Raw genomic sequence first — 19295 nt, 5'->3', positions numbered from 1 at the left:
TCTTTTCAACATATAACTCTTACGATTATTTGATCTTGAAAGCGTTTAATCCTGGGAAATAAGCAGTACTTCCTAACTCTTCTTCGATTCTTAATAATTGATTGTATTTTGCCATACGATCAGAACGAGAAGCAGAACCGGTTTTAATTTGTCCACAGTTTAAAGCAACTGCTAAATCAGCAATTGTGTTATCTTCTGTTTCTCCAGAACGGTGAGACATTACTGAAGTATAACCAGCATTTTTAGCCATATTTACTGCAGCGATAGTTTCTGTTAAAGTTCCAATTTGGTTTACTTTTACAAGGATTGAATTAGCGATTCCTTTTTCAATACCAGTTGACAAACGCGCAACATTAGTAACAAATAAATCATCACCTACTAATTGTACTTTATTTCCAATTTTTTCAGTTAAATATTTCCATCCATCCCAGTCATCTTCATACATACCATCTTCGATAGAAATAATTGGATATTTAGCAGCAAGTTCAGCTAAATAATCAGCTTGCTCTTCAGATGTTCTGATTTTTCCAGTTTCTCCTTCAAATTTAGTATAATCGTATTTACCGTTTACATAAAACTCAGAAGCAGCACAGTCAAGGGCAATCATAATTTCGTCACCAAAAGTATATCCAGCTTTTTCAACCGCTAATTTGATAGTATCTAAAGCATCTTCAGTACCACCTGCTAAATTTGGAGCAAAACCACCTTCATCACCAACAGCTGTACTTAAACCTCTGTCGTGTAAAACTTTTTTCAAGCTGTGGAAAATTTCAGTTCCCATTTGCATAGCATGTGTAAAAGAAGTTGCTTTTACAGGGAAAATCATAAATTCCTGGAATGCGATAGGCGCATCAGAGTGAGAACCTCCATTAATGATGTTCATCATTGGAACAGGTAAGGTATTAGCAGAAACTCCACCTACATATCTGTATAAAGGTAACCCAAGTTCGTTAGCAGCAGCTTTTGCAGCAGCCAAAGAAACACCTAAAATTGCATTAGCTCCTAATTTAGATTTATTTGGAGTCCCATCTAAATCGATCATTAATTGATCAATTGTATTTTGTTCGAAAACAGAAGTCCCAACTAATTCCTCAGCAATAACAGTATTTACATTGTTCACTGCATTCAAAACTCCTTTTCCAAGATAAGCCTTACCTCCATCACGTAATTCAACAGCTTCGTGTTCTCCAGTTGATGCTCCAGATGGAACTGCAGCTCTTCCTAAAACTCCGTTTTCAGTTACTACATCAACCTCAATAGTAGGATTTCCTCTGGAATCCAAAATTTGTCTTGCGTGAACTTTAATTATAATACTCATTATTTTTGTTTTTTATTAATAGATTATAGATTTTTTTTCGAAATTAGAAAAATATTTAATATTAAAAACGAATTTTCTTTACTAAACACCTTTATTTATTAACTACATCGTTTTAGACACAGTCAGTTTTATATTCTCAACAAATTGATCAAATAAATATGACGAATCGTGCGGTCCCGGACTTGCTTCTGGGTGATATTGTACTGAAAAACAATTCTTATTTTTCATTCTCATACCTGCAACAGTTCCATCATTTAAATGTAAATGTGTAATTTCTAAATCAGGGTGATTATCTAATTGCTCTTTCTTTACAGCAAAACCATGATTTTGAGAAGTAATTTCACCTTTTCCTGTAATAATATTTTTTACCGGATGGTTAATCCCGCGATGCCCATTAAACATTTTATAAGTCTGAACACCATTTGCCAAAGCAATTACCTGATGTCCTAAACAGATTCCAAATAAAGGCTTATCCTCGGCAAGGATTTTCTTTGCAACTTCAATCGCTCCAAATAAAGGATCTGGATCTCCAGGCCCATTTGATAAGAAAAACCCATCTGGATTAAACGAATTCAAATCTTCATAAGTTGAATTGTATGGAAAAACTTTAATGTAGCAGTCTCTTTTTGCAAGGTTTCTAAGAATATTCTTTTTGATTCCAAGATCAAGCGCCGAAATTTTATAGGTTGCATTTTCATCTCCAACAAAATAAGGCTCAGTTGTAGATACTTTTGAAGCTAATTCCAAACCTTCCATATCAGGAACATTTGCTAATTCCTTTTTCAAATCTTCAATTGAAGTTCCATCTGTACAAATAACAGCATTCATTGCTCCATTGTCACGAATATAACTTACAAGTGCTCTTGTATCAACATCAGAAATACAAATCAGATTTTGTTTCGTAAAGTAATCTTCCAGACTTCCAGAAGCACCTTCTCTAGAATAATTAAAGCTAAAGTTTTTACAAACCAAACCAGCAATCTTGATGCTGTCTGATTCTACTTCTAAATCATTAACACCATAATTACCAATATGCGGATTAGTCGCAACCATAATTTGACCAAAATAAGAAGGGTCTGTAAAAATCTCCTGATATCCGGTCATTCCAGTATTAAAACAAACTTCACCAAAAGTTTTACCGCTGATTCCGATAGATTTACCATGAAAAATAGTTCCATCACTTAGTAATAAAATGGCGCTTTGTCGTGTTGTGTATTTCATTCTTTAATTTGTATTGTTTTTAATCGTCTTATGAAACTTTTGATGTTTCATTTGTAATTAGATATTTTGCAAATTTACTTCTTTAAAAGAGTGCTGCCAAGATTTTTTAAATTTTTCATTCATAAAAATAAAACCTTGACACTGAAATAAGTTAAATTTTACTCTTCTAAAAAAAATCAAAAAAAAAGGATAAACTAAAAATTAGCTTATCCTTGATTTCTATAGAATCATTACTTTCATAATTATTCAGAAGCTTCAGTAGTCGATTCTGATTCAGCAGCAGGAGCTTCAGGAGCAGTACCTTCAGCTTTCTTAGCTTTACCACCACGACGGCTTTTAGCTTTTTTAACTTCTTTTTTACCTCCATTGTAAAGTTCATTGAAATCTACAAGTTCGATCATCGCCATATCAGCGTTATCTCCCAAACGATTTCCAACTTTAATGATACGAGTGTATCCACCTGGACGGTCACCAACTTTAGCTGCTACATCTCTGAACAAGTCAGTTACTGCATATTTGCTGCGTAAGTAAGCAAAAACAATACGACGGTTGTGAGTCGTATCTTCTTTTGATTTTGTGATTAAAGGCTCAACAAATTGTTTAAGCGCTTTAGCTTTAGCAACAGTAGTGTTAATACGTTTGTGCTCGATAAGAGAACAAGCCATATTAGCCAACATAGCTTTTCTATGTCCAGTCTGTCTGCTTAAGTGGTTGAATTTTTTTCCGTGTCTCATGACGTGTTTTTTTTATCTTCATCTTGCTACAATCCACTATGGAGAGCAAAATATGAAGTAAATTATTCTTTATCTAATTTGTATTTAGCTAAATCCATTCCGAAAGTTAAATTCTTCACTGCAACAAGTTCATCAAGTTCAGTTAAAGATTTTTTACCAAAATTACGGAATTTCATTAGGTCATTTTTATTGAACGATACTAAATCACCAAGTGTATCAACTTCAGCCGCTTTCAAGCAATTTAATGCTCTTACAGATAAATCCATATCAACAAGCTTAGTTTTAAGCAATTGTCTCATATGCAATGACTCTTCATCATACGATTCTGTTTGTGCAATTTCGTCAGCCTCAAGTGTAATTCTTTCATCAGAAAACAACATGAAATGGTGAATTAAAACTTTAGCAGCTTCAGTAAGAGCATCTTTTGGATTAATCGATCCATCAGTTTTGATTTCAAAAACTAACTTTTCGTAATCTGTTTTTTGCTCTACACGGAAATTTTCGATTGCATATTTTACATTTTTTACCGGAGTAAAAATAGAATCTGTAAAAATCGTTCCAATTGCAGCATTTTGTTTTTTGTTCTCTTCAGCAGGAACGTATCCTCTACCTTTTTCGATTGTTAAATCGAAGTTCAATTTGATTTTAGAATCTAAATTACAGATAACAAGGTCTGGATTCAAAACTTGAAAACCTGAGATAAATTTTTGAAAATCACCTGCTGTTAATTGATCTTTACCAGAAACAGAAATAGTAACTGATTCATTATCGATATCTTCTATCTGACGTTTGAAACGTACTTGCTTTAGATTAAGGATAATTTCGGTAACATCTTCAACAACACCTGAAATAGTAGAAAACTCATGATCTACACCTTCGATACGAACAGATGTAATTGCATAACCTTCTAACGCTGAAAGCAAAACTCTTCTAAGTGCATTACCAACTGTCAATCCATAACCAGGTTCTAAAGGTCTAAATTCGAATTTACCTTCAAAATCGGTTGAATCGATCATGATAACTTTATCGGGCTTTTGAAAATTAAATATTGCCATAAATTTCGACTAAGTCAATTATTATTTGTTGTACAACTCTACGATTAATTGTTCTTTAATGTTTTCTGGAATTTGAAGTCTCGCAGGTACAGAAACAAAAGTTCCTTCTTTAAGATCATTGTTCCAAGTAATCCATTCATAAACATGACTTGAATTTGATAAAGAACGCTCGATAGCCTCTAAAGATTTAGATTTTTCACGAACTGCAACTTTATCACCAGGCTTAAGGTGGTAAGAAGGAATATTAACAACTTCACCGTTTACTGTAATGTGTCTGTGAGATACTATTTGACGAGCACCTCTTCTAGATGGAGCAATTCCCATTCTAAAAACAACATTATCTAATCTTGCTTCACATAGTTGTAATAAAACTTCACCAGTAACTCCTTTAGTAGCTGATGCTTTTTCGAATAAATTTCTGAATTGTTTTTCTAAAATTCCATAAGAATATTTAGCTTTTTGCTTTTCCATTAACTGAACAGCGTACTCAGATTTTTTTCCTCTTTTTTTAGCCATCCCGTGTTGTCCAGGTGGGTAATTTCTTTTTTCGAAAGATTTATCATCTCCGAAGATTGCTTCGCCAAATTTACGGGCGATTCTTGTACTAGGACCAGTATATCTTGCCATTTTGAATTGTTTAAGATTGAGATTATGAATTCAGGTCTTATCCTTCGATAATCTATTTTCAATCTAGGTTATACTATAAATTTTTGAGTATTAAACTCTACGTCTTTTTGGAGGACGACATCCGTTGTGAGGCATTGGAGTAACATCGATAATCTCAGTAACTTCAATTCCACCGTTATGAATAGAACGGATAGCAGACTCACGTCCGTTTCCTGGTCCTTTTACATAAACTTTTACTTTTTTAAGTCCAGCCTCAAGAGCTACTTTACTACAATCTTCTGCTGCCATTTGAGCTGCGTACGGAGTATTCTTTTTAGAACCTCTGAAACCCATTTTTCCAGCTGAAGACCAAGCAATAACTTCACCTTTCTTATTTGTCAAAGAAATAATAATATTGTTAAAAGTAGAAGAAACATGAGCTTCACCCGTTGATTCAACGATAACTTTACGTTTTTTTGCAGTTGCTTTAGCCATATTACTTATTATTTAGTTGCTTTTTTCTTGTTAGCAACAGTTTTTCTTTTTCCTTTTCTAGTTCTAGAGTTGTTTTTAGTTCTTTGACCTCTTAATGGAAGACCAGATCTATGACGAATTCCTCTATAACAACCAATATCCATTAAACGCTTGATGTTCAAAGAAACTTCAGAACGTAACTCTCCTTCAATTTTGTAAAATGAAACAGCATCACGAATCGCTCCGATCTCGTCATCATTCCAATCTTGAACTTTTTTATCTTGGCTAACTTGAGCTTTCTCTAAAATCTCAATAGCTCTACTTTTTCCTAATCCGAAGATGTAGGTAAGTGCTATAACACCTCTCTTGTTTTTTGGGATATCTACCCCTGCTATTCTTGCCATAATTATCCTTGTCTTTGTTTAAATCTAGGATTCTTTTTGTTTATCACGTACAATCTTCCTTTTCTACGCACGATAATGCACTCGGCACTTCTCTTTTTTACTGATGCTCTAACTTTCATAGTGAATATCCTTTAATATCGATAAGTAATTCTTGCTTTTGACAAATCGTAAGGACTCATTTCTAGTTTCACTTTATCACCAGGTAATAACTTGATATAATGCATACGCATTTTTCCAGAAATATGAGCAATTACAATATGTCCATTTTCTAACTCCACACGGAACATCGCATTAGATAATGCTTCAATGATTGATCCGTCTTGTTCTATTGCTGATTGTTTTGCCATAAATATATTAAGCTACTGCTTTTCTATTTTTACCAGTCTTCATTAAACCATCATAATGTTTGTTTAACAAGTATGAATTGATTTGTTGAATAGTATCTATCGCAACTCCAACCATAATTATTAATGAGGTACCTCCAAAAAACATTGCCCAAGATTGTTGTACATCCATAATACTTACAACAATAGCTGGGAACACAGCAATCAAAGCAAGGAATAAAGATCCTGGGAAAGTTATTAAAGACATCACTTTATCAAGAAATTCAGAAGTTTCAGCTCCAGGACGAACTCCAGGAATAAAACCACCACTTCTTTTTAAATCATCAGCCATTTTGTTAGTAGGTACAGTGATCGCAGTATAAAAGAATGTAAATACAATAATTAAAGTTGCAAAAACAAAATTATACCAGAAACCAAACATATTACTAAATGCACCAACAATAGATTGTGATGTGTCTGATTTAGACAATCCAGCTACTGCTGCAGGGATAAACATAATTGCCTGAGCAAAAATGATAGGCATAACCCCAGAAGCATTAAGCTTAAGAGGAATCCATTGTCTGTTACCACCTGCTAAATCTTGCTCATAGTCACCAGTTGTAGTACGACGAGCGTATTGAACCGGGATTCTACGTACTGCCATTGTAAGCAATACACAAGAAATGATTACCAATAACCACACAATAATTTCAATAACTAACAACATTGGACCTCCATTGTTATTGGTAACTCTCGTTGTAAACTCTTGAATAAAAGCTTGCGGTAAACGAGCTAGGATACCAACCATAATTAATAATGAAATTCCATTTCCAATACCTTTATCTGTAATTTTTTCCCCAAGCCACATAGCAAAAATTGTACCAGTAACTAAGATGATAACAGAAGAGAACAAAAATTCAGGTGAATTAAATCCTAGTAAGAATGCACTTCCAGGTAACGTTCTGTATAAATTATAGATATAAGTTGGACCTTGAACCAGTGTAATAGCTATAGTCAACCAACGAGTGATTTGGTTAATCTTTTTTCTACCACTCTCTCCATCGTTTTGAAGTTTTTGCAAATAAGGAATCGCAATTCCCATTAACTGAACAACAATAGATGCAGAAATATAAGGCATAATACCTAAAGCAAAAACTGAAGCTTTAGAGAAAGCACCTCCTGTAAACATGTCTAGGATAGATCCTAAACCATTTTTAGTTTGTCCCGCTAAACCTGTTAATTGAGTTGCGTCAATTCCAGGCAGCGTTACATGTGCACCAAAACGATATACCAAAAGCAATCCTAATGTAATTAAGATTCTGTTTTTCAGTTCTTCGATTTTCCAAACATTACTTATTGATTCAATAAATTTCTTCATCTTAATAGATAAGTTATATAGTTACAGCTTCTCCACCAGCAGCTTCAATAGCAGCTTTTGCAGTAGCAGTAAATTTGTGGGCAGTTACTTTTAATTTTGCTTTCAATTCTCCTCTACCTAAAATCTTAACGATTTCATTTTTGGTAGCTAGACGATTTGCTACGAAATCTGTCATAGAAACAGAATCAGTAATCACACCATTGTCTACTAATAATTGAAGCGTATCTAAATTAACACCTTCGTATTCTTTACGATTGATGTTTGTGAAACCAAACTTAGGTACACGTCTTTGAAGTGGCATTTGTCCTCCCTCAAAACCAATCTTTTTAGAATAACCAGAACGAGATTTTGCTCCTTTGTGACCTCTTGCAGAAGTACCACCTTTTCCAGAACCTTCTCCTCTACCTAATCTTTTATTTTGATTGTGCGTTGACCCTTCAGCTGGTTGTAAGTTACTTAAATTCATAACAGTATTTGTTATTTAGCTTCTTCAACAGAAACTAAGTGTTTAACTTTGTTTATCATACCAAGGATAGCAGGGTTTGAATCATGCTCTACAACTTGTCCCATTTTACGTAGACCTAAAGCTTCTAATCCTCTTTTTTGAGAAAGAGGGCAGTTGATTTTGCTTCTTACTTGTTTTACTAATAATTTAGCCATAATTTCCTTGAATTAACCTTTAAAAACTTTTTCTAAAGAAACACCTCTTTGTTTTGCAACAGTGTGAGCGCTTCTCATTTGTAATAAAGCATCAAAAGTTGCCTTAACTACGTTATGAGGATTTGATGATCCTTGAGATTTAGATAATACGTCGTGAATACCTACTGATTCAAGAACTGAACGAACAGCTCCACCAGCAATAACTCCTGTACCATGAGAAGCAGGAATTAAGAATACACGCGCACCACCAAATTTACCTTTTTGTTCGTGAGGAACAGATTGTCCATTCAAAGGAATTTTCACTAAATTTTTCTTAGCATCTTCTACTGCTTTCGCAATTGCTTCAGAAACATCTTTAGATTTTCCTAATCCGTGACCAACTACTCCGTTTTCATCACCTACAACTACAATAGCAGAAAAACCGAAAGCTCTACCACCTTTTGTAACTTTAGTAACACGATTAACACTTACCAGACGATCTTTAAGTTCAAGACCACTTGGTTTTACCAATTCTACATTTTTGTATTTAGACATAATATATTAGAATTTAAGTCCAGCCGCTCTTGCGCCTTCTGCTAATGATTTAATACGACCGTGATACAAATAACCACCTCTATCAAAAGTGATTGTTTCGATCCCAGCTTTTAACGCTTTCTCTGCAACTAGTTTTCCAACAGCAGCAGCTACTTCAACGTTAGTACCTTTTCCTATTTCTTTTTCTCTTGAAGATGCAGCTAAAATAGTAACTCCATTTACATCATCAATAAGTTGAGCGTAAATTTCTTTGTTACTTCTAAATACAGATAGTCTTGGGTTAGCAGCAGTACCACTAATCGATTTTCTAATTCTGAATCTAATTCTCTGTCTTCTATCAGATTTTGTTAATGACATAATCTTATTTTTTAAGCTGATTTACCTGCTTTTCTTCTTAATACTTCACCCACAAATTTAACACCTTTTCCTTTGTATGGCTCAGGCTTACGGAAACCTCTGATTTTCGCAGCAACCTGTCCTAAAAGTTGTTTATCAAATGATGTTAATTTTACGATTGGGTTCTTACCTTTTTCAGATATTGTTTCTAAAGATACTTCTGGAGCAATTTCTAAAACAATATTGTGAGAATATCCAAGAGCTAAATCTAATTTTTGACCTTGGTTTGAAGCTCTATAACCAACTCCAACTAATTCTAGTTCTTTTGTGAAACCTTCAGAAACACCCACAATCATATTATTGATCAAAGATCTGAATAATCCGTGTTTTGCTCTGTGGTCTTTATGATCAGACGATCTTTCAACTAAAACTTGATCGCCTTCAACAGTTACATTAACGTCCGAAAACTCCTGAACTAATTGACCTTTTTTTCCTTTTACTGTAATAATACCGTCTTTAACTTCTACAGTTACACCAGCAGGGATTACAATTGGGCTTTTACCTATTCTTGACATCTTATCTAGTGTTTAAAATTAGTATACGTAACAAATTACTTCACCACCTACATTTAATTGTTTTGCTTGTTTTCCAGTCATAAGACCTTTTGAAGTAGAAACAATAGCAATTCCTAATCCGTTAAGGATTCTCGGTAATTTGGCAGCACCAGCATACTTACGTAAACCTGGTTTACTAATTCTTTGGATATCTTTAATTACAGGCTCTTTAGTATCTTTATCGTACTTTAAAGCAATTTTGATAGAACCTTGAACAGTGTTCGTTTCAAATTTGTAACTTAAGATATAACCTTGATCAAATAAGATCTTAGTTATTTCTTTTTTAAGATTAGAAGCTGGAATTTCAACAACTTTGTGGTTTGCAGCCACAGCGTTACGAACTCTAGTCAAATAATCTGCAATAGGATCTGTATACATATGTATTTGATTGCGATTATGGTTTTCAGGAAGCACTCTGCCTCCTGAACCTTTAATCAATTTATAAACTTTTTTTAAATTACCAGCTGGCTTTTTTAACACCTGGAATTAATCCATTGTTAGCCATTTCACGGAAAGTTACACGTGAAATACCGAATTGACGGATATAACCTCTTGGTCTTCCAGTCAATTTACAACGGTTGTGCAAACGAACAGGTGAAGCGTTTTTTGGTAATCTTTGTAAACCTTCATAGTCTCCAGCTTCTAATAAAGCTTTTCTCTTTTCAGCATACTTAGCTACCGTTTTTTCTCTTTTCACCTCACGGGCTTTCATTGATTCTTTAGCCATATCTTAATTCTTTTTAAAAGGTAATCCTAATTCAGCCAATAATGACTTTGCTTCCTTGTCTGTTTTTGCAGTAGTAACAAATGTAATATCCATTCCTGAGATTTTGTTTACTTTGTCAATATCAATTTCCGGGAAAATGATTTGCTCCAAAACCCCAAGATTGTAGTTACCTCTTCCGTCGAAACCAGTAGCTTTGATACCACTAAAATCTCTAACGCGCGGTAAAGCAGAAGTAATAAGTCTATCTAAAAACTCATACATTCTTTCACCACGTAAAGTAACTTTTGCTCCAATAGGCATCCCTTTTCTCAATTTGAATGACGCAACGTCTTTCTTTGAAATTGTAGATACTGCTTTTTGTCCAGTGATCTTTGTCAACTCATCAACCGCATAGTCAATAAGTTTTTTATCAGATACAGCTGCACCAACTCCACGGCTCAAAACGATTTTTTCAAGTTTTGGAACTTGCATAACGTTTGTATATCCGAACTCTTCTTTAAGAGCAGAGATTACTCTACTCTTATATTCTTCTTTTAGTCTAGGTGTATATGCCATTACTATAGTACTTGATTAGATTTTTTTGAAAATCTTACTTTCTTATCTCCTTCTACTCTAATACCTACTCTAGTTGTTTCCTTAGTTTTAGGATCAATTAGAGAAATGTTAGAAATTTGAATAGAAGCCTCTTTCTTAACGATACCACCTTGAGGGTTTTTAGCACTTGGTTTTGTATGTTTTGAAACCAGGTTTACACCTTCAACTATCGCTTTATTTTTCTCACGGTAAACACGTAAAACTTTACCTTCAGCACCTTTATGGTCTCCAGCAATAACTCTTACGATATCTCCTGATTTTATTTTTAGCTTTATCATCTTAAAACGAATTAAAGCACTTCTGGTGCTAATGATACAATTTTCATGAATTGTTTTTCACGAAGTTCTCTTGCTACCGGACCAAAAACACGAGTTCCTCTCATTTCCCCTGCAGCATTCAAAAGAACACATGCATTGTCATCGAAACGGATATAAGAACCATCAGCTCTTCTCACTTCTTTTTTGGTACGTACAACAACTGCAGTTGAAACAGCTCCTTTTTTCACGTTACCGTTTGGAGTTGCATCTTTAATAGATACTACAATCTTGTCACCAACAGAGGCATACCTTCTTTTGGTACCTCCTAAAACACGGATAGTTAAAACTTCTTTTGCTCCCGTGTTATCTGCTACTTTTAGTCTTGATTCCTGTTGTACCATAATTATTTAGCTCTTTCTAAGATTTCAACTAATCTCCAACATTTTGTTTTACTTAAAGGACGCGTTTCGCTAATTCTTACAGTATCTCCAATGTTACAGTCGTTTGTTTCGTCGTGTGCAACATATTTCTTAGTTTTCAACACGAACTTACCGTATAATGGGTGTTTTACTTTTCTTACTTCAGCAATAACAATAGATTTATCCATTTTATTTGAAGTAACAACACCTATTCTTTCTTTTCTTAAATTTCTTTTTTCTTCCATCTTTCAGCAGAATACAATTATTGTAACTCTCTTTTAGTTAACTCTGTAGCCAATCTTGCAACTGTTCTTCTAACGCTTCTAATTTGAAGTGGGTTAGCAATTGGAGATATAGCGTGAGCCATTTTTAGGTCAGCATATACTTTCTTAGTTTGACTAAGCTTTTCTTGCAACTCCGCTGCAGAAAGATCTTTTATTTCTGATTGTTTCATAATAAATATAAATTATGCTTCGAAATCTCTAGCAACGACGAATTTAGTTTTTACTGGAAGTTTCTGAGCTGCAAGACGTAAAGCCTCTTTTGCAACTGATAATGGAACTCCTCCAACTTCAAACATAATTCTTCCTGGTTTAACAACAGCAGCCCAATACTCAACTGCTCCTTTACCTTTACCCATACGTACTTCAAGAGGTTTCTTAGTGATAGGTTTGTCTGGAAATATTTTAATCCATAATTGTCCCTCTCTCTTCATGTAACGAGTTGCAGCGATACGCGCAGCTTCGATTTGACGAGAAGTTAAGAACATTCCATCTTCATGTACAGATTTAATACCAAACATTCCATTTGAAAGTTCATGCCCTCTTTGAGAGTTACCTTTCATTTTACCTTTTTGTACCTTACGGTATTTTGTTCTTTTAGGCTGTAACATTTTTCTTTAGTTTAAAAATTTACTTTCTTTTACGAGCGTCTGGTTTTCCACCTTTATTAAAGTTAGATTTACCTCTAGGGGCATCTCCACCTTTACCACCGCCAGTACCAGATTGTTTTTTATCCATTCCAGCAAGTGGAGAAAGATCTCTCTTTCCATAAACTTCACCTTTCATAATCCATACTTTGATACCCATTCTACCGTAAGTAGTGTGAGCTTCAGCCAAAGCATAATCAATATCAGCTCTGAAAGTTGATAGAGGAATTCTACCTTCTTTGAAACCTTCTGAACGTGCCATTTCAGCACCATTCAAACGACCAGAAATCAAAACTTTAATACCTTCTGCATTCATACGCATAGAAGCTGCAATAGCCATCTTAATTGCACGTCTGTAAGAGATACGGCTTTCGATTTGACGAGCGATGCTTGTCGCCACAAGATAAGCATCTAACTCAGGTCTTTTAATTTCAAAGATGTTAATTTGAACCTCTTTGTCAGTAACTTTCTTAAGTTCTTCTTTTAACTTGTCTACCTCTTGTCCGCCTTTTCCGATAATGATACCAGGTCTAGCAGTAGTGATAGTAACGGTTACAAGTTTCAAAGTTCTCTCGATGATTACTTTTGATACACTAGCTTTTGATAAACGAGCGTGGATATACTTTCTGATTTTGTGATCTTCGGCAAGTTTATCACCGTAATCATTTCCACCATACCAGTTTGAGTCCCACCCTCTGATGATACCAAGTCTATTTCCAATTGGATTTGTCTTTTGTCCCATGCTGCTTAAGAATTGCTTTGTGTGTTATTGATAGCTCCAAGCACGATTGTAACGTGGTTAGAACGTTTTCTTATTCTGTGTGCACGACCTTGTGGAGCTGGACGAAGTCTTTTCAACATCATTCCACCATCTACTCTGATCTCTTTAACAAATAATCCAGCTTCTTCTAAATTACCTTCACTATTTTTTTGCTCCCAGTTGTTGATTGCAGATAATAATAGTTTTTCTAATTTTCTTGAAGCTTCTTTAGAACTGAATCTTAAAATGTTAAGTGCTCTTTCTACCTTCTGACCTCTTACCAAGTCCGCTACTAAGCGCATTTTTCTAGGTGAAGTAGGGCAGTTATTCAATTTTGCGAAAGCAATAGACTTATTAGCCTCTTTTCTCGCATCTGCTGTTTCTCTTTTACGAACTCCCATTGCTTCTTATTTTTTACCTTTATTTTTTGCTCCAGCATGACCTCTAAAAGATCTAGTTGGTGAAAACTCTCCTAATTTGTGACCTACCATGTTTTCTGTTACGTAAACTGGTACAAATTGACGACCGTTATGAACTGCGATAGTTTGTCCAACGAAATCCGGAGTAATCATAGAAGCTCTAGACCAAGTCTTTACTACACTATTTTTACCACTTTCTACGTTTTCCTGAACTTTCTTGTCTAATTTATAATGAACGAAAGGTCCTTTTTTTAATGAACGTGCCATATCTTATTATTTCTTTCTACGTTCTACGATATACTTGTTACTCGGGTTTTTCTTAGAACGAGTTCTGTAACCTTTAGCTGGCAATCCGTTTCTTGAACGTGGGTGCCCTCCAGAAGAACGTCCTTCACCACCTCCCATAGGGTGATCAACTGGGTTCATCGCTACTGGTCTAGTTCTAGGTCTTCTTCCTAACCATCTTGTTCTACCTGCTTTTCCAGATACAACTAATTGGTGGTCAGAATTAGAAACAGCTCCAATTGTAGCCGAACAAGTTAACAAGATTAATCTTGTTTCACCAGATGGCATTTTAATTGTTGCGTATTTCCCGTCTCTTGCCATTAACTGAGCAAAAGTTCCAGCTGAACGAGCAATAACCGCTCCTTGTCCTGGACGTAACTCAATACAAGATATAACAGTTCCAAGAGGAATTCTGCTTAAAGGTAATGTATTACCAATTTCAGGTTGAGATTCTGGACCAGAAACTAATTTCTGTCCAACTTTCAATCCGTTTTGAGCAATTACATAAGTTTTCTCTCCATCAGCATAAGCTAATAAAGCGATAAATGCAGTACGATTTGGATCGTATTCGATTGATTTCACTGTAGCTGGAATTCCATCTTTAGTTCTTTTGAAATCAATAATACGATATCTCTGCTTGTGACCACCACCCGTGTAACGCATGGTCATCTTTCCTTGACTATTTCTACCTCCAGAGTTTTTTATCGGCGCTATCAAAGAGCGTTCCGGCTTATCAGTTGTAATGGCGTCATAACCATTCACAACTCTAAATCGCTGACCTGGGGTAATAGGTTTTAATTTTCTTACTGACATTTTTCTATCTTAGATATTGTTGTAAAAATCAATTGTTTCTCCTTCTTGTACTTGAACAATTGCCTTTTTAATTGCATTTGTCTTTCCACTGATTAAACCACTTTTAGTGTATTTAGTAGATCTATCTGGTCTCACATTCATTGTGTTAACTGAAACGATAGTTACTCCATAAGCAGCCTCAACAGCTTTCTTAATTTGAACTTTGTTAGCTTTTTTGTCAACAACGAATCCGAAGCGGTTTAGAACTTCACTTTCTTTGGTTACTTTTTCTGTTACTATAGGTCTAATTATGATACTCATACTCCTATTATTTGCTTAAATTTTCTTCGATTAACTCCAAAGAACCTTCTAAAAGCACTAAATTATTAGTGTTTAAAATAGCGTAAGTGCTTAATTCTGAGCTAGTTACGACATTAGAAGCCTTTAAATTGCGTGACGACAAATATACATTTTTATTTGACTCTCCCAACACAAATAGAGATTTTTTATTTTCTAACCCTAAAGCTTTCAAAACGTTAATGAAATTTTTAGTGTTTGGCGCATCAAAATTAAAGTCTTCAACAACGATAATATTTGATTCTTTTGCTTTGATTGAGAAAGCAGATTTTCTCGCCAATCTTTTTAAACCTTTATTCAATTTGAATGAATAACTTCTTGGTCTTGGTCCGAAAATTGTTCCACCACCTTTAAACAATGGATTTTTGATACTTCCCGCACGAGCTGTACCAGTTCCTTTTTGTTTTTTAATCTTACGTGTACTTCCTGTCACTTCAGCTCTTTCTTTAGCTTTGTGAGTTCCTTGTCTTTGATTAGCAAGATATTGCTTAACATCAAGGTATACAGCGTGATTGTTTGGTTCAATTGCGAATACTGAATCAGAAAGTTGAACTTTTCTTCCAGTATCTTTTCCGTTGAAATCTAATACTTTTACTTCCATTACTTCTGAATGATTACATAAGAGTTTTTATGTCCAGGAACACATCCTTTAATAACAAGCAGGTTCTTTTCAGCAACTACTTTTAAAACTCTAAGGTTTTGAACTTTTACATTATCTCCTCCCATTCTTCCAGCCATACGCATTCCTTTGAATACTCTAGATGGATATGAAGAAGCTCCCACAGAACCTGGCGCTCTTAAACGGTTGTGTTGACCGTGAGTTGCTTGTCCAACACCACCAAATCCGTGACGTTTAACAACCCCTTGAAAACCTTTACCTTTAGATACACCTTGTACATCTACAAATTCTCCTTCAGCAAAAATAGAAACATCGATAAGATCTCCTAATTTTTGTTCAGTTGCAAAATCTTGAAATTCAACGACTTTTTTCTTAGCAACAGTTCCAGCTTTTTTAAAGTGACCTAAAGCCGCTTTAGTGGAATGTTTCTCGTTTTTGTCATCGAAACCAAGTTGCAACGCTTCGTACCCGTCAACACCTTTGGTTCTGACTTGGGTAACAACACACGGCCCAGCTTCGATTACTGTACAAGGAATGTTTTTCCCGTTTTCATCAAAAATGCTAGTCATGCCGATTTTTTTACCAATTAACCCAGACATAAATATTAATTATTAATTACTAAAATTCCCTTCAATTTGAAAATAACAGAAATTTCCAAACAGGGAGTGCAAAAGTATACATTAAAATTGAATATACCAAACAGTTACAAAAATTAAATCGCTCATAATCAAAATCCAACGATCAAACCCACTATTAGCAATAAGCCATATGTGTAAAAAATATTTTTTCTCCACTTAACTGACAGATATATTATTCTTAACAATTACTTCGTCTACTAAAGAAAAAACCTCTTCGCCAATGCAAAACAGCATACATTTTAAACAAAATCACAATAATTCATTTCTTTTGACAAATTAATCATACACCATATACAAGCTCTATACAAACAAAAAAGCGAGACATTTCTGTCTCGCTTTTATATATAAAATATAATAAAAAAAATTATACTTTTATTTCTACTTCAACTCCACTTGGCAATTCAAGTTTCATTAACGCATCAATAGTTTTAGATGAAGATGAATAAATGTCAATCAATCTCTTGTATGACATTACTTCAAATTGCTCTCTCGCTTTTTTGTTAACGTGCGGAGAACGCAACACAGTGAAAAGTTTTTTGTGAGTTGGCAACGGAATTGGACCTGTTACAACTGCTCCAGTAGTTTTTACTGTTTTTACGATCTTTTCAGCAGATTTATCTACCAACATGTGATCGTAAGATTTTAGTTTTATTCTGATTTTTTGACTCATTTTCTTAAAATTAAGCGTTACCTTTTGCTTTTTTGATTACCTCTTCTGAAATATTAGAAGGCGTTTCTGCATAGTGAGAAAACTCCATTGTTGAAGTAGCTCTACCAGAAGATAATGTTCTTAATGTAGTTACATATCCAAACATTTCTGATAAAGGCACATCAGCCTTAATAGTTTTAGCACCATTTCTATCACCCATATCATTAACCTGACCTCTACGACGGTTCAAGTCACCTACGATATCACCCATGTTTTCTTCTGGAGTAATAACCTCGATTTTCATGATTGGCTCAAGAATAACAGCTCCAGCAGCACGTCCTGATTCTTTATAACCCATTCTTGCAGCTAACTCAAAAGATAATGCATCAGAATCCACAGGGTGGAAAGATCCATCAGTTAAAGTTACTTTTAAACTATCCACAGCATATCCTGCTAATGGACCAGTTTTCATAGCCTCTCTAAATCCTTTTTCAACAGCAGGGATATATTCTTTAGGAACGTTACCACCTTTTACAGCATTGATAAATTGTAATCCAACCGGAACTTTACCATCAACTTCATCAGCAGGCTCGATTGTAAATACGATATCACCGAATTTACCACGACCTCCAGATTGTTTCTTGTAAGTCTCTCTATGTGTTGCAGATCTTGTAAACGCTTCTTTATACTCAACTTGAGGCTCACCTTGGTTTACTTCAACTTTAAATTCACGTTTCATACGATCTACTAAGATATCTAAGTGAAGCTCACCCATACCTGAAATAATAGTCTGCCCAGAAGCCTCATCAGTTCTAACTGTAAATGTTGGATCTTCTTCAGCTAATTTAGCTAAAGCCATACCCATTTTATCAACGTCAGCTTTTGTTTTTGGCTCAATAGCAATACCAATTACAGGATCAGGGAATTTCATAGACTCCAAGATAATTGGATTCTTTTCATCACAAAGAGTATCTCCTGTTTTAATATCTTTAAATCCAACAGCAGCACCAATATCTCCAGCCTCAATGAATTCGATTGGATTTTGTTTATTAGCGTGCATCTGGTAAATACGAGAAATTCTTTCTTTATTACCAGAACGAGTATTTAAAACATAAGAACCAGCATCTAGACGTCCAGAATATGCACGGAAGAAAGCTAAACGCCCAACGAACGGGTCAGTAGCAATTTTAAATGCTAAAGCAGCAAATGGCTCTTTAACATCTGGCTTACGTAAAATTTTCGTTTGATCTTCTTCTAATAAATCAGCATCATCAGGATGAATTCCTTCAATACCTTCTTTATCTAAAGGAGATGGTAAATATTTACAAACTGCATCCAACATAAACTGAACACCTTTGTTTTTGAAAGACGAACCAGCAAGCATTGGGATAATTGCCATATCAATAGTAGCAGCTCTTAATGCATTGTTGATTTCTTCCTCTGTAATAGAGTTTTCATCTTCCATATATTTATCTAAAAGATTTTCATCATAAGTTGCAATCTCTTCGATAAGAATAGAACGGTAATGCTTAACATCATCAATCATATCCGCTGGGATATCAACGATATCAAAAGTAGCACCTTGTGTTTCATCATGCCATACAATAGCTTGATTTTTCACTAAGTCAACAATACCTTTAAAATCAGCTTCATCTCCAATAGGCAAAGTAATTGCAACCGCATTCGATTTCAACATATCTTTAACCTGTCCGCATACAGCTAAAAAGTTAGCACCTTGACGGTCCATTTTATTCACGAATCCCATACGAGGAACTCTATATTGATCAGCAAGTCTCCAGTTAGTTTCTGATTGAGGCTCAACACCATCAACAGCACTAAATAAGAAAACCAAACCATCAAGTACACGTAAAGAACGGTTTACCTCTACAGTAAAGTCAACGTGTCCAGGAGTATCAATAATATTAAAGTGGTAAGGCAATGATTCTGGAAGTGCTTTACCTTGCTCTGTTGGAAAATTCCAAGTACAAGTTGTAGCAGCAGAAGTAATTGTAATACCTCTTTCCTGCTCTTGCGCCATCCAGTCCATTGTTGCAGCACCATCGTGTACCTCACCAATTTTGTGTGACTTTCCAGTATAAAAAAGAATACGCTCAGTAGTTGTTGTTTTACCAGCATCAATGTGAGCAGCAATTCCGATATTTCTTGTATATTTTAAATCTCTAGCCATTTCTTA

General features: G+C 34.8%; 32 protein-coding genes. All 32 read right to left on the bottom strand.

Annotated features, from left to right (window positions below; genetic code table 11):
* Positions 1-25: 25 nt before the first annotated feature.
* Positions 26-1318 carry a phosphopyruvate hydratase gene (eno, locus tag APR43_RS06600; protein ID WP_053470835.1) on the bottom strand — a complete coding sequence of 431 codons (1293 nt, stop codon included), beginning with the start codon at positions 1316-1318 and terminating at the stop codon, positions 26-28.
* 102 nt (positions 1319-1420) lie between these two features.
* Positions 1421-2539, bottom strand: a complete 1119-nt coding sequence (carA, locus tag APR43_RS06595; RefSeq protein ID WP_053470834.1) for a glutamine-hydrolyzing carbamoyl-phosphate synthase small subunit — start codon at positions 2537-2539, stop codon at positions 1421-1423.
* A 242-nt stretch (positions 2540-2781) separates the two neighbouring features.
* Positions 2782-3273: a 50S ribosomal protein L17 gene (gene rplQ / locus APR43_RS06590; protein ID WP_053470833.1), complete on the bottom strand. Its 492-nt coding sequence runs from the start codon at positions 3271-3273 to the stop codon at positions 2782-2784.
* A 62-nt stretch (positions 3274-3335) separates the two neighbouring features.
* Complete coding sequence (locus tag APR43_RS06585) at positions 3336-4328, bottom strand: DNA-directed RNA polymerase subunit alpha (protein WP_008464329.1); 993 nt, start codon at positions 4326-4328, stop codon at positions 3336-3338.
* A 21-nt stretch (positions 4329-4349) separates the two neighbouring features.
* Positions 4350-4955, bottom strand: coding sequence for a 30S ribosomal protein S4 (gene rpsD, locus APR43_RS06580; RefSeq protein ID WP_029272055.1), 606 nt, complete (start codon positions 4953-4955; stop codon positions 4350-4352).
* 90 nt (positions 4956-5045) lie between these two features.
* A complete protein-coding gene (rpsK, locus tag APR43_RS06575; protein ID WP_053470832.1) occupies positions 5046-5429 on the bottom strand; it encodes a 30S ribosomal protein S11 in 384 nt (127 codons plus the stop codon).
* A gap of 8 nt (positions 5430-5437) precedes the next feature.
* The gene (gene rpsM / locus APR43_RS06570) at positions 5438-5812 is read right to left on the bottom strand and encodes a 30S ribosomal protein S13 (RefSeq protein ID WP_012022478.1); all 375 of its coding nucleotides are present in this window, start codon (positions 5810-5812) and stop codon (positions 5438-5440) included.
* A 2-nt stretch (positions 5813-5814) separates the two neighbouring features.
* A complete protein-coding gene (gene ykgO / locus APR43_RS06565; RefSeq protein ID WP_002987490.1) occupies positions 5815-5931 on the bottom strand; it encodes a type B 50S ribosomal protein L36 in 117 nt (38 codons plus the stop codon).
* A gap of 12 nt (positions 5932-5943) precedes the next feature.
* Complete coding sequence (infA, locus tag APR43_RS06560) at positions 5944-6159, bottom strand: translation initiation factor IF-1 (protein ID WP_007136545.1); 216 nt, start codon at positions 6157-6159, stop codon at positions 5944-5946.
* Positions 6160-6166: 7 nt separating this feature from the next.
* Positions 6167-7513 carry a preprotein translocase subunit SecY gene (secY, locus tag APR43_RS06555; RefSeq protein WP_053470831.1) on the bottom strand — a complete coding sequence of 449 codons (1347 nt, stop codon included), beginning with the start codon at positions 7511-7513 and terminating at the stop codon, positions 6167-6169.
* 13 nt (positions 7514-7526) lie between these two features.
* Positions 7527-7979 carry a 50S ribosomal protein L15 gene (gene rplO, locus APR43_RS06550; RefSeq protein WP_017495009.1) on the bottom strand — a complete coding sequence of 151 codons (453 nt, stop codon included), beginning with the start codon at positions 7977-7979 and terminating at the stop codon, positions 7527-7529.
* 11 nt (positions 7980-7990) lie between these two features.
* Complete coding sequence (rpmD, locus tag APR43_RS06545; protein WP_017495010.1) at positions 7991-8173, bottom strand: 50S ribosomal protein L30; 183 nt, start codon at positions 8171-8173, stop codon at positions 7991-7993.
* Positions 8174-8185: 12 nt separating this feature from the next.
* Positions 8186-8710: a 30S ribosomal protein S5 gene (gene rpsE, locus APR43_RS06540; protein ID WP_085950926.1), complete on the bottom strand. Its 525-nt coding sequence runs from the start codon at positions 8708-8710 to the stop codon at positions 8186-8188.
* A gap of 3 nt (positions 8711-8713) precedes the next feature.
* A complete protein-coding gene (gene rplR / locus APR43_RS06535; RefSeq protein WP_053470830.1) occupies positions 8714-9064 on the bottom strand; it encodes a 50S ribosomal protein L18 in 351 nt (116 codons plus the stop codon).
* Positions 9065-9075: 11 nt separating this feature from the next.
* Positions 9076-9618, bottom strand: coding sequence for a 50S ribosomal protein L6 (gene rplF / locus APR43_RS06530; RefSeq protein ID WP_053470829.1), 543 nt, complete (start codon positions 9616-9618; stop codon positions 9076-9078).
* Between the two features lie 18 nt (positions 9619-9636).
* On the bottom strand, positions 9637-10035 hold the full coding sequence (rpsH, locus tag APR43_RS06525; protein ID WP_029272051.1) for a 30S ribosomal protein S8: 399 nt from the start codon (positions 10033-10035) through the stop codon (positions 9637-9639).
* A 79-nt stretch (positions 10036-10114) separates the two neighbouring features.
* Positions 10115-10384 carry a 30S ribosomal protein S14 gene (gene rpsN, locus APR43_RS06520; protein WP_008464305.1) on the bottom strand — a complete coding sequence of 90 codons (270 nt, stop codon included), beginning with the start codon at positions 10382-10384 and terminating at the stop codon, positions 10115-10117.
* A gap of 3 nt (positions 10385-10387) precedes the next feature.
* The gene (rplE, locus tag APR43_RS06515) at positions 10388-10939 is read right to left on the bottom strand and encodes a 50S ribosomal protein L5 (protein ID WP_017495015.1); all 552 of its coding nucleotides are present in this window, start codon (positions 10937-10939) and stop codon (positions 10388-10390) included.
* 2 nt (positions 10940-10941) lie between these two features.
* Positions 10942-11256, bottom strand: a complete 315-nt coding sequence (rplX, locus tag APR43_RS06510) for a 50S ribosomal protein L24 (RefSeq protein WP_053470828.1) — start codon at positions 11254-11256, stop codon at positions 10942-10944.
* Positions 11257-11267: 11 nt separating this feature from the next.
* A complete protein-coding gene (gene rplN / locus APR43_RS06505; protein WP_007803649.1) occupies positions 11268-11636 on the bottom strand; it encodes a 50S ribosomal protein L14 in 369 nt (122 codons plus the stop codon).
* Positions 11637-11638: 2 nt separating this feature from the next.
* Entirely contained in the window at positions 11639-11899 is a 261-nt protein-coding gene (gene rpsQ, locus APR43_RS06500) for a 30S ribosomal protein S17 (RefSeq protein ID WP_007803646.1), read from the bottom strand.
* 17 nt (positions 11900-11916) lie between these two features.
* Entirely contained in the window at positions 11917-12108 is a 192-nt protein-coding gene (gene rpmC / locus APR43_RS06495; RefSeq protein ID WP_008464297.1) for a 50S ribosomal protein L29, read from the bottom strand.
* A gap of 12 nt (positions 12109-12120) precedes the next feature.
* On the bottom strand, positions 12121-12546 hold the full coding sequence (gene rplP, locus APR43_RS06490; RefSeq protein WP_017495016.1) for a 50S ribosomal protein L16: 426 nt from the start codon (positions 12544-12546) through the stop codon (positions 12121-12123).
* 19 nt (positions 12547-12565) lie between these two features.
* A complete protein-coding gene (gene rpsC, locus APR43_RS06485) occupies positions 12566-13324 on the bottom strand; it encodes a 30S ribosomal protein S3 (protein ID WP_012022487.1) in 759 nt (252 codons plus the stop codon).
* A 5-nt stretch (positions 13325-13329) separates the two neighbouring features.
* Positions 13330-13743 carry a 50S ribosomal protein L22 gene (gene rplV / locus APR43_RS06480; RefSeq protein WP_007803631.1) on the bottom strand — a complete coding sequence of 138 codons (414 nt, stop codon included), beginning with the start codon at positions 13741-13743 and terminating at the stop codon, positions 13330-13332.
* Positions 13744-13749: 6 nt separating this feature from the next.
* A complete protein-coding gene (rpsS, locus tag APR43_RS06475; protein ID WP_012022488.1) occupies positions 13750-14028 on the bottom strand; it encodes a 30S ribosomal protein S19 in 279 nt (92 codons plus the stop codon).
* 6 nt (positions 14029-14034) lie between these two features.
* Positions 14035-14859 carry a 50S ribosomal protein L2 gene (gene rplB, locus APR43_RS06470; RefSeq protein ID WP_035650459.1) on the bottom strand — a complete coding sequence of 275 codons (825 nt, stop codon included), beginning with the start codon at positions 14857-14859 and terminating at the stop codon, positions 14035-14037.
* Positions 14860-14868: 9 nt separating this feature from the next.
* The gene (gene rplW / locus APR43_RS06465; RefSeq protein WP_012022489.1) at positions 14869-15159 is read right to left on the bottom strand and encodes a 50S ribosomal protein L23; all 291 of its coding nucleotides are present in this window, start codon (positions 15157-15159) and stop codon (positions 14869-14871) included.
* A 7-nt stretch (positions 15160-15166) separates the two neighbouring features.
* Positions 15167-15796: a 50S ribosomal protein L4 gene (rplD, locus tag APR43_RS06460; RefSeq protein WP_053470827.1), complete on the bottom strand. Its 630-nt coding sequence runs from the start codon at positions 15794-15796 to the stop codon at positions 15167-15169.
* Positions 15796-16413, bottom strand: coding sequence for a 50S ribosomal protein L3 (rplC, locus tag APR43_RS06455; RefSeq protein ID WP_007803612.1), 618 nt, complete (start codon positions 16411-16413; stop codon positions 15796-15798). Before rplC ends, rplD begins: the two co-directional genes overlap by 1 nt.
* 403 nt (positions 16414-16816) lie before the next feature.
* Complete coding sequence (rpsJ, locus tag APR43_RS06450) at positions 16817-17122, bottom strand: 30S ribosomal protein S10 (protein WP_007803605.1); 306 nt, start codon at positions 17120-17122, stop codon at positions 16817-16819.
* A gap of 10 nt (positions 17123-17132) precedes the next feature.
* The gene (fusA, locus tag APR43_RS06445; protein WP_053470826.1) at positions 17133-19289 is read right to left on the bottom strand and encodes an elongation factor G; all 2157 of its coding nucleotides are present in this window, start codon (positions 19287-19289) and stop codon (positions 17133-17135) included.
* Between the last annotated feature and the right edge of the window lie 6 nt (positions 19290-19295).

The sequence above is a fragment of the Flavobacterium sp. NLM genome (assembly GCF_002210235.1).
GTDB classification, from domain to species: Bacteria; Bacteroidota; Bacteroidia; order Flavobacteriales; family Flavobacteriaceae; genus Flavobacterium; species Flavobacterium panici.
Note: the sequence above shows the minus strand (reverse complement) of the source record. Positions and strands in the feature narration are given on the sequence as shown.

Bases quoted from the DNA above. Each gene is read 5' to 3' on its own strand.
- eno (WP_053470835.1), bottom strand. From the start codon at position 1,318: ATGAGTATTATAATTAAAGTTCACGCAAGACAAATTTTGGATTCCAGA.
- rpmC (WP_008464297.1), bottom strand. From the start codon at position 12,108: ATGAAACAATCAGAAATAAAAGATCTTTCTGCAGCGGAGTTGCAAGAA.
- rpsJ (WP_007803605.1), bottom strand. From the start codon at position 17,122: ATGAGTCAAAAAATCAGAATAAAACTAAAATCTTACGATCACATGTTG.
- rplP (WP_017495016.1), bottom strand. From the start codon at position 12,546: ATGTTACAGCCTAAAAGAACAAAATACCGTAAGGTACAAAAAGGTAAA.
- secY (WP_053470831.1), bottom strand. From the start codon at position 7,513: ATGAAGAAATTTATTGAATCAATAAGTAATGTTTGGAAAATCGAAGAA.
- rplR (WP_053470830.1), bottom strand. From the start codon at position 9,064: ATGTCATTAACAAAATCTGATAGAAGACAGAGAATTAGATTCAGAATT.
- rplN (WP_007803649.1), bottom strand. From the start codon at position 11,636: ATGGTACAACAGGAATCAAGACTAAAAGTAGCAGATAACACGGGAGCA.
- rplX (WP_053470828.1), bottom strand. From the start codon at position 11,256: ATGATAAAGCTAAAAATAAAATCAGGAGATATCGTAAGAGTTATTGCT.
- rpsM (WP_012022478.1), bottom strand. From the start codon at position 5,812: ATGGCAAGAATAGCAGGGGTAGATATCCCAAAAAACAAGAGAGGTGTT.
- rplV (WP_007803631.1), bottom strand. From the start codon at position 13,743: ATGGGAGTTCGTAAAAGAGAAACAGCAGATGCGAGAAAAGAGGCTAAT.
- rplQ (WP_053470833.1), bottom strand. From the start codon at position 3,273: ATGAGACACGGAAAAAAATTCAACCACTTAAGCAGACAGACTGGACAT.
- rpsD (WP_029272055.1), bottom strand. From the start codon at position 4,955: ATGGCAAGATATACTGGTCCTAGTACAAGAATCGCCCGTAAATTTGGC.
- carA (WP_053470834.1), bottom strand. From the start codon at position 2,539: ATGAAATACACAACACGACAAAGCGCCATTTTATTACTAAGTGATGGA.
- rplC (WP_007803612.1), bottom strand. From the start codon at position 16,413: ATGTCTGGGTTAATTGGTAAAAAAATCGGCATGACTAGCATTTTTGAT.
- rpsK (WP_053470832.1), bottom strand. From the start codon at position 5,429: ATGGCTAAAGCAACTGCAAAAAAACGTAAAGTTATCGTTGAATCAACG.
- fusA (WP_053470826.1), bottom strand. From the start codon at position 19,289: ATGGCTAGAGATTTAAAATATACAAGAAATATCGGAATTGCTGCTCAC.
- rplB (WP_035650459.1), bottom strand. From the start codon at position 14,859: ATGTCAGTAAGAAAATTAAAACCTATTACCCCAGGTCAGCGATTTAGA.
- rplD (WP_053470827.1), bottom strand. From the start codon at position 15,796: ATGGAAGTAAAAGTATTAGATTTCAACGGAAAAGATACTGGAAGAAAA.
- APR43_RS06585 (WP_008464329.1), bottom strand. From the start codon at position 4,328: ATGGCAATATTTAATTTTCAAAAGCCCGATAAAGTTATCATGATCGAT.
- rpsH (WP_029272051.1), bottom strand. From the start codon at position 10,035: ATGTATACAGATCCTATTGCAGATTATTTGACTAGAGTTCGTAACGCT.
- rplE (WP_017495015.1), bottom strand. From the start codon at position 10,939: ATGGCATATACACCTAGACTAAAAGAAGAATATAAGAGTAGAGTAATC.
- rpsS (WP_012022488.1), bottom strand. From the start codon at position 14,028: ATGGCACGTTCATTAAAAAAAGGACCTTTCGTTCATTATAAATTAGAC.
- rpsC (WP_012022487.1), bottom strand. From the start codon at position 13,324: ATGGGACAAAAGACAAATCCAATTGGAAATAGACTTGGTATCATCAGA.
- infA (WP_007136545.1), bottom strand. From the start codon at position 6,159: ATGGCAAAACAATCAGCAATAGAACAAGACGGATCAATCATTGAAGCA.
- ykgO (WP_002987490.1), bottom strand. From the start codon at position 5,931: ATGAAAGTTAGAGCATCAGTAAAAAAGAGAAGTGCCGAGTGCATTATC.
- rpsN (WP_008464305.1), bottom strand. From the start codon at position 10,384: ATGGCTAAAGAATCAATGAAAGCCCGTGAGGTGAAAAGAGAAAAAACG.
- rplW (WP_012022489.1), bottom strand. From the start codon at position 15,159: ATGAGTATCATAATTAGACCTATAGTAACAGAAAAAGTAACCAAAGAA.
- rpmD (WP_017495010.1), bottom strand. From the start codon at position 8,173: ATGGCTAAATTATTAGTAAAACAAGTAAGAAGCAAAATCAACTGCCCT.
- rplF (WP_053470829.1), bottom strand. From the start codon at position 9,618: ATGTCAAGAATAGGTAAAAGCCCAATTGTAATCCCTGCTGGTGTAACT.
- rplO (WP_017495009.1), bottom strand. From the start codon at position 7,979: ATGAATTTAAGTAACTTACAACCAGCTGAAGGGTCAACGCACAATCAA.
- rpsQ (WP_007803646.1), bottom strand. From the start codon at position 11,899: ATGGAAGAAAAAAGAAATTTAAGAAAAGAAAGAATAGGTGTTGTTACT.